General features: G+C 70.6%; 13 protein-coding genes. 7 read left to right on the plus strand and 6 right to left on the minus strand.

Features of this window, described 5'->3' with window-relative positions; genetic code table 11:
* Nucleotides 1-118: 118 nt before the first annotated feature.
* From ACSSVZ_RS16970 to ACSSVZ_RS16985, 4 genes are all read right to left on the minus strand, one after another.
* Nucleotides 119-577, minus strand: coding sequence for a cupin domain-containing protein (locus ACSSVZ_RS16970; protein WP_453971869.1), 459 nt, complete (start codon nucleotides 575-577; stop codon nucleotides 119-121).
* 193 nt (nucleotides 578-770) lie between these two features.
* Nucleotides 771-1,946, minus strand: a complete 1,176-nt coding sequence (locus ACSSVZ_RS16975) for an ABC transporter substrate-binding protein (protein ID WP_453971870.1) — start codon at nucleotides 1,944-1,946, stop codon at nucleotides 771-773.
* A gap of 355 nt (nucleotides 1,947-2,301) precedes the next feature.
* Nucleotides 2,302-2,610, minus strand: coding sequence for a helix-turn-helix domain-containing protein (locus ACSSVZ_RS16980; RefSeq protein ID WP_453971871.1), 309 nt, complete (start codon nucleotides 2,608-2,610; stop codon nucleotides 2,302-2,304).
* A 137-nt stretch (nucleotides 2,611-2,747) separates the two neighbouring features.
* Nucleotides 2,748-3,083 (minus strand): hypothetical protein, encoded by a 336-nt coding sequence (locus tag ACSSVZ_RS16985; RefSeq protein ID WP_453971872.1) that lies wholly within the window; start codon nucleotides 3,081-3,083, stop codon nucleotides 2,748-2,750.
* A 280-nt stretch (nucleotides 3,084-3,363) separates the two neighbouring features.
* Between ACSSVZ_RS16985 and ACSSVZ_RS16990 the strand changes: the two genes are divergently transcribed.
* Nucleotides 3,364-4,464, plus strand: coding sequence for an esterase-like activity of phytase family protein (locus ACSSVZ_RS16990; protein WP_453971874.1), 1,101 nt, complete (start codon nucleotides 3,364-3,366; stop codon nucleotides 4,462-4,464).
* A gap of 217 nt (nucleotides 4,465-4,681) precedes the next feature.
* Here the strand turns inward: ACSSVZ_RS16990 and ACSSVZ_RS16995 are convergent, their stop codons facing one another.
* Nucleotides 4,682-5,464 (minus strand): DUF4394 domain-containing protein, encoded by a 783-nt coding sequence (locus ACSSVZ_RS16995; protein WP_453971876.1) that lies wholly within the window; start codon nucleotides 5,462-5,464, stop codon nucleotides 4,682-4,684.
* Between the two features lie 184 nt (nucleotides 5,465-5,648).
* Here ACSSVZ_RS16995 and ACSSVZ_RS17000 point away from each other — a divergent pair, with 184 nt between their 5' ends.
* Both ACSSVZ_RS17000 and ACSSVZ_RS17005 read left to right on the plus strand, forming a co-directional pair.
* Nucleotides 5,649-6,236 (plus strand): sigma-70 family RNA polymerase sigma factor, encoded by a 588-nt coding sequence (locus ACSSVZ_RS17000; RefSeq protein WP_453971878.1) that lies wholly within the window; start codon nucleotides 5,649-5,651, stop codon nucleotides 6,234-6,236.
* Nucleotides 6,233-6,940: an anti-sigma factor gene (locus ACSSVZ_RS17005; RefSeq protein WP_453971879.1), complete on the plus strand. Its 708-nt coding sequence runs from the start codon at nucleotides 6,233-6,235 to the stop codon at nucleotides 6,938-6,940. The genes ACSSVZ_RS17000 and ACSSVZ_RS17005 overlap by 4 nt, the downstream gene beginning before the upstream one ends.
* 18 nt (nucleotides 6,941-6,958) lie before the next feature.
* Here the strand turns inward: ACSSVZ_RS17005 and ACSSVZ_RS17010 are convergent, their stop codons facing one another.
* Nucleotides 6,959-7,357: a winged helix-turn-helix transcriptional regulator gene (locus ACSSVZ_RS17010; RefSeq protein ID WP_453971917.1), complete on the minus strand. Its 399-nt coding sequence runs from the start codon at nucleotides 7,355-7,357 to the stop codon at nucleotides 6,959-6,961.
* Between the two features lie 207 nt (nucleotides 7,358-7,564).
* Between ACSSVZ_RS17010 and ACSSVZ_RS17015 the strand changes: the two genes are divergently transcribed.
* From ACSSVZ_RS17015 to ACSSVZ_RS17030, 4 genes are all read left to right on the plus strand, one after another.
* Nucleotides 7,565-8,464 (plus strand): SDR family oxidoreductase, encoded by a 900-nt coding sequence (locus ACSSVZ_RS17015; RefSeq protein WP_453971881.1) that lies wholly within the window; start codon nucleotides 7,565-7,567, stop codon nucleotides 8,462-8,464.
* 174 nt (nucleotides 8,465-8,638) lie between these two features.
* The gene (locus tag ACSSVZ_RS17020; protein ID WP_453971883.1) at nucleotides 8,639-9,253 is read left to right on the plus strand and encodes a HupE/UreJ family protein; all 615 of its coding nucleotides are present in this window, start codon (nucleotides 8,639-8,641) and stop codon (nucleotides 9,251-9,253) included.
* Between the two features lie 4 nt (nucleotides 9,254-9,257).
* Nucleotides 9,258-10,040: a hypothetical protein gene (locus ACSSVZ_RS17025; protein WP_453971884.1), complete on the plus strand. Its 783-nt coding sequence runs from the start codon at nucleotides 9,258-9,260 to the stop codon at nucleotides 10,038-10,040.
* Nucleotides 10,041-10,102: 62 nt separating this feature from the next.
* Complete coding sequence (locus ACSSVZ_RS17030) at nucleotides 10,103-10,717, plus strand: DUF1007 family protein (RefSeq protein WP_453971886.1); 615 nt, start codon at nucleotides 10,103-10,105, stop codon at nucleotides 10,715-10,717.
* Nucleotides 10,718-10,980: the final 263 nt, after the last annotated feature.

Genomic DNA, 10,980 nt, shown 5'->3' on the forward strand with positions numbered 1-10,980 from the left:
GGCTCCACGTCTACACTCGAGAGAAACGTCGCGTCGCTGGGCGGCGCGATGCGCCGGCAGCCCTCCGGCAAGGTGCGGCCGGGCGGTGTGCCGGCCGCCCTGCCGGCGGGAGGCCGGACTACTCGGCTTCCGGCGGCGGCAGGAAGTCGACCTCGTGCTTGGCCGAGACGGCGACGACCTCCGCGGGATCCGCATCGGGCCCGAGATTGTGGAGCGCCCAGAACAGATCGTAAAGACGCGCGGTGGGCGACACCCAGAACAGGCACTTGAATTCGGCGTCGGTCTTGTTGAACAGCCCGTGCGGCACGCCGCGCGGCAGCTTCAGCGTGTCGCCGGGTTCGGCCACGCCTTCCTTGCCGTCGAGCACGTAGTCGAGCCGCCCGGAGAGCATGTAGATGAACTCTTCCTGGGTCGGGTGGATGTGCGGCGGCACGAAGGTGCCCACCGGGAACGTCGCATGCCAGGAGAACGAGCTCTCGCAGTTGTGCTTGGGCACGTAGATCTGGCCGAGAATGTTCCAGCGGATGTTGTCGATGCCGTCGCCGGCCCTGGTCAGGCCGCCCGTCAGGGTGCTCATGGCTTACCTCTCGAAGTGTCGGGGCATGGAATGCAGGCTGGTCCGGCCGGTGCGAGGGCAGGACGGGCAGGGGGGAAACCGGTTCCGCCCGCATCCCGCTCCAGGCCCTCGTCGCTCACGGTCGGCGACGCCGGGCCGATGAGGCCTGACGTCCCGTCGTGATCCGGCACCGTCCGAAACCGGTCTCCTCAGGCTACATCTTGCACTGGGACGCGTAGTTGTCCTGATAGTCTTCGAAGATCTTCTTCTCGATCTGCGTCTCGTACTTGCCGTCGTCGCGCTTGGCGACCTTGACGAGATAGAAGTCCTGGATCGGGAAGTGGTTGTTGCCGATCTTGAAGTCGCCGCGCAGCGATTCGAAGTCGGCCTTCTCGAGCGCGGCGATGATGCCGGCCTTGTCGGACAGGTCGCCGTCGACGGCCTTCACCGCGGCGTCGATCATCTGGGCCGCGTCATAGGCCTGCATGGCGTAGGTGCCCGGGATCCGGCCGAACTTCTCCTCGTACTTCTTCACGAAGGCCTTCGACTGGGGCAGGTCCATGTCCGGGGCCCAGTTGGCGCCGCCGAAGAAGCCTACGGCGGCGTCCTGCTGGGCGGGCAGGGTGGTCTCGTCGACGGTGAAGGCGGACAGGAACGGGATCGTCTCCAGCCCGGCCTGACGATACTGCTTCACCAGGTTCACGCCCATGCCGCCCGGCATGAAGGTGTAGACGGCGTCCGGCTTGGCGGCCGCGATGCGGGCGAGTTCGGCGGAAAAGTCGAGCTGGCCGAGCGGGGTGTAGACCTCGTCGGCGATCTCGCCGCTGTAGGAGTGCTTGAAGCCCGCCAGCGCGTCCTTGCCGGCCTGGTAGTTCGGCGCCATCAGGAAGACCTTCTTGAAGCCTTCGTCCTGGGCGTACTTGCCGAGCACCTCGTGCACCTGGTCGTTCTGGTAGGACGAGACGAACAGGTATTCGTTGCAGCCCGGACCGGCGAGCACCGACGTGCCCGCGTTCGGGCTGATCAGGAACGTCTCGGATTCGGTCACCGGCTTGGCGATGGCCATCAGGATGTTGGAGAAGATCGGGCCGACGACGAAGTTCGCCTTGTCGCGCTCGACCAGTTCCTTGGCCTTGTTCACCGCGACGTCGGGCTTCAGCTCGTCGTCGATGGAAATGACTTCGGTCTCGACGCCGCCGAGCTTGCCGCCCTTGTCCTCCACGGCCAGCAGGAAGCCGTCGCGGGCCTGTTCGCCGAGGATGGCGGCCGGGCCCGACAGCGTGAACATCAGCCCGACGGTGAGCTTGTCATCGGCAGACTGGGCAAGCGCCGTGCCGGTGAGGGTCGCGGCCATTGCGAGGCCTAGAACGGTGGTCCGGATGGATGGCATGGGAACGGGTCTCCGCGGGTGATGCTGTTTCGCTCTGGAACGGCGCCGGCCCGACAACGGACGGGCGGGCCGGATCGGGTCGGCGGTGCGTCGGCATGCGCGGGGGCTGCGTCCGGCGTTCTCCCTGACCGGCGCGCAGGCCCCGACGGCAGCTCCGCGCGGGTGCGGCGACCGAGGGGTCGACGCGGCCGGGATCTGCCGTCGAAATTATTTTATGCCTAAACTATCTCGATCGACAACCGCCGTGATCACCGGCGCGACACGACGCGGAATTGGGCAGTCCGGGCGCTGGCTCCGCGCGGCGCACCGCCGCGGTCATGGACGCGGGCGGCATTCCTCGGGGAGCACCGGTGAGTCAGCCGTCGTTGGAGGCGTTGAGATCTTCGGGATGGATGCCTTCGCACGACGGGAGAGGGGCGTCCTGGGCACGAACGCCGGGGCCGCCGGTCTCGTCGGCGTCGAGAAAGACGACGCCCTCGGCCTCGAAGGCGGTGCGCAGCCGCTCCGCGACGGCCGGATCGCCGTCGCCGCCCTGTTCGAGCCGCTCGATGTCGTTCGCCTGCAGCCCGACGCGGCCGGCGAGTTCCTCCGGCGCCCAACCGAGCGCGGCGCGGGCCATGCGGATCTGTACGGGTTTCATGGAGCGGTCACCGGTCTCGCGCATGGCATCTCCGCAGGAAGGAGCCGAACGGGCTCGCGATCGTCACGTTGGCGGCTTCGATCCCGTCCTGCAGGATCGACGCGCGCCCGGAAGGGGCCGGCAAAGCGGGCATGGCGAACGACGGCCTGCATCGGCATGTCTCAGCCATGTCGCCGTCTCGCCGCCGCCGGCACGATGGTGCCGACCTCGAGGCGATCGATCCTGAGGCGGCCGATCTCGGCCTCGCCGATCCGCGCCCGCCGGACCGAGAGCCGGCCGATGGCAAAGGCGCCGATGGCGACGGCGCCGACGGCAAGCGATCCGAGCGCCAGGGCTCCGATGGCGCCGGTGCCGAGGGCCCCGGCTCCAAGCGCACCCGACCGGTAGGCCCGGTGCGGGAGCGGCAAGGCGGCGGTCGTCGGCAGCCGCCTTGCCGGCCCGCCCGCAACCTCCGGCCGGCCGTTCCGGCGCACGTGCGTGCCGTCCGGATCCCTCATCGGCCCGCCGGGCGCGCCGGGGCGGGGCTCAGTCGATCGTTCCGGACCATGCCGCTCGCTCCGCATTGCCGCGTCCTCATGCCTGGTCGGCCCTCGCCCCCGAAGCCTCCGGCATTCCCCTGATTGTCCTCCACGCTAGTGGTTGCCCACGGCGCGGGCAAGATCGGTCGAAAGCGCCGGGGGACGAGCGGCTGTTACCGAACCGTCGCGGCGTTGTCGCGGCGCCGACATCGATCGGTGCGATCTCCAGGGGAGTTCACGACATCCTCCGGAGACAGCCATGCTGCGCACCCTGCTGACATCCACGATCGTGCTCGCCGCCGCCGCTCCGGCGATCGCCGAGACCCCCACCGTCGCGCTGGAATTCCGCGGCGTGATCGAACTGCCCCAGGATCTCGTCGTCGACGGCCAGACCTTCGGCGGCATTTCCGGCGTCGCCTACGACCCGCAAGCGAAGCTGTTCTACGGCGTCGGCGACGACCTGAAGAACGCCCGCTTCCACACGATCGCGATCGACCTCTCCGACGGGACGCTCGACGAGGGCGACGTGGAGGTGAAGTCGTCGGTGCTGATCAAGGACATCGACCAGCAGCCGTTCCCCGACGGCTCCGTCGATCCCGAGGGTCTGGTGATCCTGGACAACGGCGACCTGCTGATCGCTGCCGAGCCGGTCGGCGACACGTTCCCCGCCTTCATCCGCCGCTACAAGGCCGACGGCACCTTCGTCGCCGCGCTGCCGCTCGACGCCGCGCGCTACGACCCACGCCTGAAGGAGGGCCGCGGCGCGCGCAACTCCGGCGGCTTCGAATCCCTGGTCCTGACCGACGACAAGGCGACGCTCTACGCGGCCTTCGAGAAGCCGCTCGGCCAGGACGCGGCCGCGTACGACCCGAAGACGGAATCGACCGCCCGCATCCTCGTCCTCGATCCCCGGACCGGTGCCAAGCAGGCCGAGTACGTCTACACGGTCGGGACGATGACCATCGCGCCGCAGCCGGCCGACGGCGGCTACGGCCGCGGCCTCAACGACCTGCTGGTGCTGGAGCCGGGCCGGTTCCTGTCCGTCGAGCGGCAGTACGCCCAGGGCGTCACCGGCGGCGCCGGCTCGCGGCCGGTGGAGATCTTCGAGGTGTCAACGGACGGCGCCAGCGACGTGAAGGACGTCGACGCGCTCACCGGCGACGAGACGCCGGTCGCCAAGACGCTGGTGCTCGATCTCGACACGCTGCGCGGCCAGAAGGGGGTCGAGCGGATCGGCAGCCACGAGGTGCTGGCGTTCGGGCCGGAGCTGCCGGACGGCGCCCGGAGCCTCGTGATGATCGAGGACAACGACTTCGATCGCCCGACGCAGATCCTGCTGTTCGCGCTGACGGCGAAGTAGCGGATCGGCTGATCCGGATGCACGCCGCACGGCTGCGGCCGACGGAAAGAACGGCTGCGGCCGGTGGAGAGAGAGACGACGGGCGCCGGCCTGACGGCGCCCCGGGCGCACCCCGGGACGCGAACCCGGCGGGAGCAGGGGGCCGGATGCCCCCTGCGTGGCGTGACGGGATCACGCGCGGGTGCGGGCACCGGGCCGCCTTGGCCCGGCAGCCGCATCACATGGCCGGCATGATGGTGATGTCGCGGATCTCGCCGTCGGCGCCCTCGATGGCACCCTTGCCCTCGGCCTTGCCGCTCTCGAGGTCGACCTCGTAGAGCATGTTGCCGGTGACGAGCCAGGCGGTGTTGTCCATGTCGGCGTCGGTGGCGACGTCGAAGGCGTAGACCGCGCCCGGGTCGGCGATGCCGAACTTGCCGATGGCGGCGAGCGTGCCGTCGTTCGGCGAGGTCTGCCGGATCAGCGCCCCGATGGTGGCGTCGACGTCGTACATCGCCGTCTTGTCCGGCTTGCCGTAGGCGTTGATGTAGGCGGCGGCCACGATGTTCGGAGCCTCGCCGGCGTGCATGTCCTTCTCCTCGAAGGCCAGGCTGCCGTCGACGGTCACCGCCCCGGTGTCGACGTCGACCCGGTGGTTGGTGGTGCCGGTCATGTAGCGCAGCTTGTCGGCCATCGGATTGAAGTCGACGATCACCGGCGCGTCGGTCATCGGCAGCTTCTTGTCCATCGTCGACAGCGTCGTCGCCTTGCCGGTCTTCGGGTCGATGGAGACGACGACGCTGTCCGGCGTCACGCCGATCAGCGTGTTGTTGGAGGGCCGCAGGTCGATGCCGACCAGCTTGTTGACCCCGGATGCTTCCATGGTGCCCGAAACCTCGAGCGTGTCGGTGTCGAACATGACCAGCGTCTTGTCGCCGCTCAGTCCGATGGCGGGCGCGGCGCTGAGCGCGGTGGTGGTGACGAACAGGGCGGTCGTCGACAGGAGCACGAAACGGGTCATCTGAATTTCTCCAGGTTCCGAAGCTGCAGGATTGCGGAGCTTCGACCCTGAAGACACGGCGGACGGCCGGGTGGATGCAGCAGGCGAAACTTTTTTGCATCCGTTCGCCGGGCTGGCGTGTCTGCCGGTCAGACGGAAGAAGGAATCTGGACGGGTGACGAACACACGTGCGATAGAGCGGAGCATGAGCCCGGCCGATCGGACCACTCCCCTCGACAGCGTGCCGATGGCGGAGTCCCGGCTCTCGTCCGCGCTGGAGGCGTGCGCCCGCGGCGACCAGTCCGGGCTGGGCATCATCCTCGATACCGAAGGCGGCAGGCTGCTCGGACTGGCGCGGCGGATGCTGCAGCGCGACGAGCTCGCCGAGGAGGCGCTGCAGGACGCCATGGTGCGGATCTGGCAGAAAGCCGGTCAGTTCCGGGCCGAGCACGGCTCCGCCCGGGGCTGGATCTATGCCGTGCTGCGCAACCGCTGCCTGAACATCCTGCGCGACGGCCGCCGGCTCGCCATCGTCGCGCCGGAAGACCTCACCGCCATGCAGGACGCCCGGCAGGAGGCCGCTTCGCCGGACGTCTGGCAGGGGCTGCCCGGCAGTGACGGCCTGCGCGCCTGCCTCGAGGCGCTCGAGCCGGAAACCCGGCGCTGCATCCTGCTCGCGCACGTCGGCGGCTACAGCCACGGGGAGATCGCGGCCCTCCAGCGCGTGCCGCTCGGCACCGCCAAGTCGTGGATTCGGCGCGGGCTCCTCAGCCTGAGGGAGTGTCTGTCATGACGCGACCGATCGAAGACCTCGCGGAGGACTACGTTCTCGGGCTTCTCGACGCGGCGGAGGCGGCGGAAGTCGAACGGCTGATCGCAACCGACGCCGCCGCCGCGCGCACCGTCGGCCGGGTGCGGGATCGCTTTCTCGCGCTCGACCTGACGGCGCCGTCCGTCGACCTGCCGGAGGATTTCCGGGCCCGGGTCGCGGCCGCGGTGGCGACGGCGGACGGCGGCGATGCGCCGGCCGACGCCCCGGTTCCGGCGGCCGCCAACCAGAACCTTCCGCAGCGCCAGCGCCGCTGGACGACCGCGGCCGCCGCGGCGATCGTGGCGCTCGGCGTGGGCGTCGGCCTCGGCACGCTCGTCAGCACGCCCGAACCGATGGTGATCGCCGTGCTGCTGGATTCCGAGGGGGCCCCGACGGCGGTGGTCGAGGACTTCGGCAACGATACCGCCACGGTGCGGTTCCTGTCGGATCTCGAGGTGCCGGCCGGCCAGGTGATGCAGGTCTGGACGCTGCCGTCGCAGGATCGCGGCCCGGTCTCGCTCGGGCTGGTCGAGGCCGCACGGGCCTCCACGCTGCGCTGGTCCGACCTGCCGGCGCCGACCGGCAACCAGCTCTACGAAATCACCCTGGAGCGGGCAGGGGGCTCGCCGACCGGGCGGCCGACGGGGCCGATCCTCGCCAAGGGCTTCGCCGCCCCGCAGACCTGAGGCCCGCCTGTCCCGCCTTCAGCCGCCGGCGGTTTCGTCGAACCGTTGGCGGGCCGCGCGGACGTCGTCGTGATGGTGGTTCGCCCAGTCGACCAGGGCGACCAGCGGGGTGACGACCGAATGCCCCAGCGGCGACAGCCGGTATTCGACGCTCGGCGGCTTGGTCGGGAAGACGTGCCGGGTGACCAGGCCGTCGCGCTCCAGGGTGCGCAGCGTCTGGGTCAGCATGCGCTTGGAGATGTCGGGCACGGCGCGCCGGATGGCGGAAAAGCGGAGCGGCGCATCGGCCAGCACCAGCAGGATCAGCGACGTCCACTTGTCGCCGATGTGGTCGAGCACGTCCCGTACCGGGCACGTCGAGGCGTCGAACCCGGCGGCCTGCCATTCGGCGAGCCGGGTCGGGCGCCGCGGCTCCACGCCCGGGGCGAACCCGTCGATCGGGAAGGCCCCGGCGCGATCGGGTGCGACCCCGCGGTCGGATGGTGAACGGCGCGGATCCGCCAGCGCACTCACAGCGGGTTCCCTGCAGGTAACCTGGGCACGAAATGATGCCTCCTTCCGGACGATACGACAGGTCTCTATTTGAGACCTTCACTCGGATCAAGTCCAGGATGGAGCACTGACATGACGACATCGAAGCCGACGATCCTCGTCACCGGCGCGAGCGGCGCGCTCGGGCGGCTGGTGGTCGAGCGCCTGCTCGTCGCCGGCCCGGGCGGAGCGGTCATTGCCGCCGCGCGCCGGCCCGAGGCCGTTGGCGACCTCGTGGACCGGGGCGCCGAGGTGCGCGTCGCCGACTACGATCGGCCGGAGACGCTGGCCGCGGCCTTCGACGGGGTCGACAGGGTGCTGCTGATCTCCTCCAGCGAGGTCGGCCAGCGGGTGCCCCAGCATCGCAACGCGATCGAGGCGGCGCGCGCCGCGGGCGTGTCGCTGATGGCCTACACGAGCCTGCTGCGCGCCGACACGTCGCCGCTCGCGCTCGGCCGCGAGCACAGCGAGACGGAGGCGCTGCTGCGCGCCTCGGGCGTGCCGTTCGTGCTGCTGCGCAACGGCTGGTACACGGAGAACCACATGGCCGCGGTGCCGGCGGCCTTGCAGCACGGCGCCCTGTTCGGCGCGGCGGGCGAGGGACGGATCGCCTCGGCCGCCCGCGCCGACTATGCCGACGCCGCCGTCGCCGTCCTGACGTCGGCAAGCGATCAGGCGGGTCGAACCTACGAGCTGGCCGGCGACACCGCCTACACGCTCGCCGAGCTCGCTGCCGAGATCTCCGCCCGGACCGGTCGGGAGATTCCCTATCGCGACCTGACGCCGCAGGCCTACGAGCAGGCGCTCCTCGGGGCGGGCCTGCCGGCCCACGTTGCCTCGCTGCTCGCCGATTCCGACGCCGGCGCCGCCGTTGGCGGCCTCTACGACGACAGCGGCGAGCTCGGGCGCCTGATCGGCCGGCCGACGGCGTCGATGCCGGACATGGTGGCGACCACGCTGATGCAGGCCGGGAAGCAGGCCGGCGCGGCCTGACGGGTCCCGCCGGCCGGCCGTCGATGCGGGCCGGCGGGAAACGTATCTCGCGGGGAAGGCGCCACAGGAACGCCTCAATATCTGTAACTTTGTAACGTGCAGGTGACGCGCAAGGCGGCGAATCCTTCCGCCTTCGACGACCCTTCCCGTGTGCAATTTTGCCAGAGCGTTCCGATGAACCCACGCACCAGCCTTTCGATCGCCCTGCGGTGTGCGGCGCTTGCCGCCGTCCTGTGCGTCCTGCCGCGCGCCGCCCACGCCCACATCATCCAGGGGGCCGCGGGCGGGTTCGGCAGCGGCTTCAAGCATCCGCTGTCGGGGCCGGACCATTTCCTGGCGATGTTCGCCGTCGGTCTCTGGGGCGCCCAGATGGGCGGCCGCTCGATCTGGACACTGCCGGTCGCCTTCCCGCTGATCATGGTCGTCGGCGGCATCATGGGCATCGCCGGCATCCAGCTGCCGGGGGTGGAGATCGGCATCGCGCTGTCGATCCTGGCGCTGGGCCTGGCGATCGCCTTCGACTGGCGGCCGGCGGAGTGGCTTGCGCTCGGGCTGATCGCGATCTTCGCCATCTGCCATGGCCACGCCCACGGGGCGGAACTGCCCTATGCCGCCGACCCGGCCGACTATGCGATCGGCTTCGTGCTCGCCACCGGCTTCATCCATCTGATCGGCATCGGGGTCGGGCTCGTCCTGCACAAGCCGTTCGAGGGCAGGCTCTCGCGGGTGCTCGGCGGCGTCATCGCCCTCGGCGGCCTCTACTTCCTGGTCGCGGCCCTGGCGGCCTGAAGCGATGCGCGCGCTGCGCCTCGCCGGACCTGGTCTGCTCCTCGCCGGAGGGGCCGCCCTTGCGGTGTGGATGGTCCTGGCTCCGCCCGGCGAAACGCTGATGACCCGCTGGATCGTCACCCGGCTTCTCGCGCCGGAGCGGGCGTTGCCGCTCATCGGTCTGGCGATCGCCGTCTCGCTGGCCGGGCGCCGCTCGTTCTTCCCGGGCCTGCTCGCCTTCGCGGCGGGAGGCGTCATCGGCTTCCAGGCGAGAGGGCTCATCCTGAGCGTCCTCGCCGGGCTTCCCCGGGCGATCGAACAGGACTTCATGACCGGCCCCATCCTCTGCCTCGCGGCCGGGCTGGCGCTCGTGCCGGGCGGCCGGCTGCGGCCGGTCTGCACGCCGCTCGGGGCGCTCGTCGGCGGGGTGGCGGCGGCGCTGGCGGTCAAGGTGACGGACCCCAGCTTCCACGACCCGACGTTCCCGCTGGTGGGGACGGTGATCGTCGCCTGGCTGGTCCTCTCGGTCAGCCTGACGGGCCGAGCGTTCCGCCGCGGCTGGTTCACCATCGCCGCGCCGATCCTCGGCAGCTGGCTGCTGGCGATCGGCCTTCTCTACGGCGGCGCGGCGTTTGCCCGCAAGCCGCCGCAGCTGGCGGCGCCCCTCCAGCCTGCACCGTCCCAGCCCATTCCCGGCGCGGCCTCACGCGACGCGCCGCTGTTTCCCGAAACCGGCGACCGCACCCGCGATATCCTTCAGTGGGGGATCGCGCCTCCTGCTGGCGCGCAACCCGGAGGCAGGCCCTGATGATGCCGACCGTCCAGCCTGGCCCACGGCGCGGGCAATCCCGTCCCGGTGGGCGCGACCCGGTGCCCGGGCCGCTCCGCTGCGCCCGCTTGGTTGCCGCGGCCCTGCTTGCCGTGGCCGCCGGCGTCGCCGCGCCGGCGCCGGCGGCGGCGCACCCCGACATCCTGATGTCCTACCGGCTGCTGTTCGACCTGCACGACGGCACGATCGGCACGATCGGGGAATCGTGGACGTTCGACGGGACGTTCAGCCAGGAATTGCTCGCGGACTTCGACCGGAACGGCGACGGGACATTCAGCCCGGACGAGAGCGCCGCGGTGGAGCGCGAGGTGCTGCCGAACCTCGAGGCGGTCCGCTATTTCACCTACGTCGACGTGGACGGCGCCGATGTCGGCGGCCTCACGCCGACCGCCTTTCAGGCGGCCGCCAACAACGGCATCGTCACCTTCGCGCTGGCGCTGACGCTTCCGGAGCCGGTGGATCCGGCGCAGAAGACGCTCAAGGTGGACATCGAGGACCCGGATTTCAGCGTCTATGCCGAGCCGGTGCCCGGCCAGGCCGCGAGCGTGCGCTCCGACGGCTCCAGGTCGTGCGTGGCAGACGTCGGCAGCGGTGCCAGCGCCGCCTCGGCGGACCCCACGCTGATCCAGACCACGATCACCGTCTCGTGCCGGTGACTGGCACCAGCCGCGCGGCGCGGCCTGTGGGCCCAGCCTGGCCTCCCACGAGGCGAGGGGGCTCCGGTCCCGCTCCGAAGTCCGGCGCGGGCTGTGCGCCCGTCCAGCTGCAGGATCCGTCGCTACCTGCTTGACGCTTGCCCGCGGCGCTGACGCCGCTGCTGCCCCGGCAGGCCTGCTCGAGGCCCTCGAAATCCGCAGCCGTGCACCAACAACCGTTTGCGTCATGTGCCGATTGCATCGCCGCAGCAATCACTTAATGG

This window comes from Amorphus sp. MBR-141, assembly GCF_053628695.1.

Excerpts from the sequence above, each read along its gene's own strand:
- ACSSVZ_RS17005 (WP_453971879.1), top strand. The coding sequence starts at position 6,233 with ATGACGCGACCGATCGAAGACCTCGCGGAGGACTACGTTCTCGGGCTT.
- ACSSVZ_RS17025 (WP_453971884.1), top strand. The coding sequence starts at position 9,258 with ATGCGCGCGCTGCGCCTCGCCGGACCTGGTCTGCTCCTCGCCGGAGGG.
- ACSSVZ_RS17020 (WP_453971883.1), top strand. The coding sequence starts at position 8,639 with ATGAACCCACGCACCAGCCTTTCGATCGCCCTGCGGTGTGCGGCGCTT.
- ACSSVZ_RS17000 (WP_453971878.1), top strand. The coding sequence starts at position 5,649 with ATGAGCCCGGCCGATCGGACCACTCCCCTCGACAGCGTGCCGATGGCG.
- ACSSVZ_RS16975 (WP_453971870.1), bottom strand. The coding sequence starts at position 1,946 with ATGCCATCCATCCGGACCACCGTTCTAGGCCTCGCAATGGCCGCGACC.
- ACSSVZ_RS16985 (WP_453971872.1), bottom strand. The coding sequence starts at position 3,083 with ATGAGGGATCCGGACGGCACGCACGTGCGCCGGAACGGCCGGCCGGAG.
- ACSSVZ_RS16970 (WP_453971869.1), bottom strand. The coding sequence starts at position 577 with ATGAGCACCCTGACGGGCGGCCTGACCAGGGCCGGCGACGGCATCGAC.
- ACSSVZ_RS16980 (WP_453971871.1), bottom strand. The coding sequence starts at position 2,610 with ATGCGCGAGACCGGTGACCGCTCCATGAAACCCGTACAGATCCGCATG.
- ACSSVZ_RS17015 (WP_453971881.1), top strand. The coding sequence starts at position 7,565 with ATGACGACATCGAAGCCGACGATCCTCGTCACCGGCGCGAGCGGCGCG.
- ACSSVZ_RS16995 (WP_453971876.1), bottom strand. The coding sequence starts at position 5,464 with ATGACCCGTTTCGTGCTCCTGTCGACGACCGCCCTGTTCGTCACCACC.
- ACSSVZ_RS16990 (WP_453971874.1), top strand. The coding sequence starts at position 3,364 with ATGCTGCGCACCCTGCTGACATCCACGATCGTGCTCGCCGCCGCCGCT.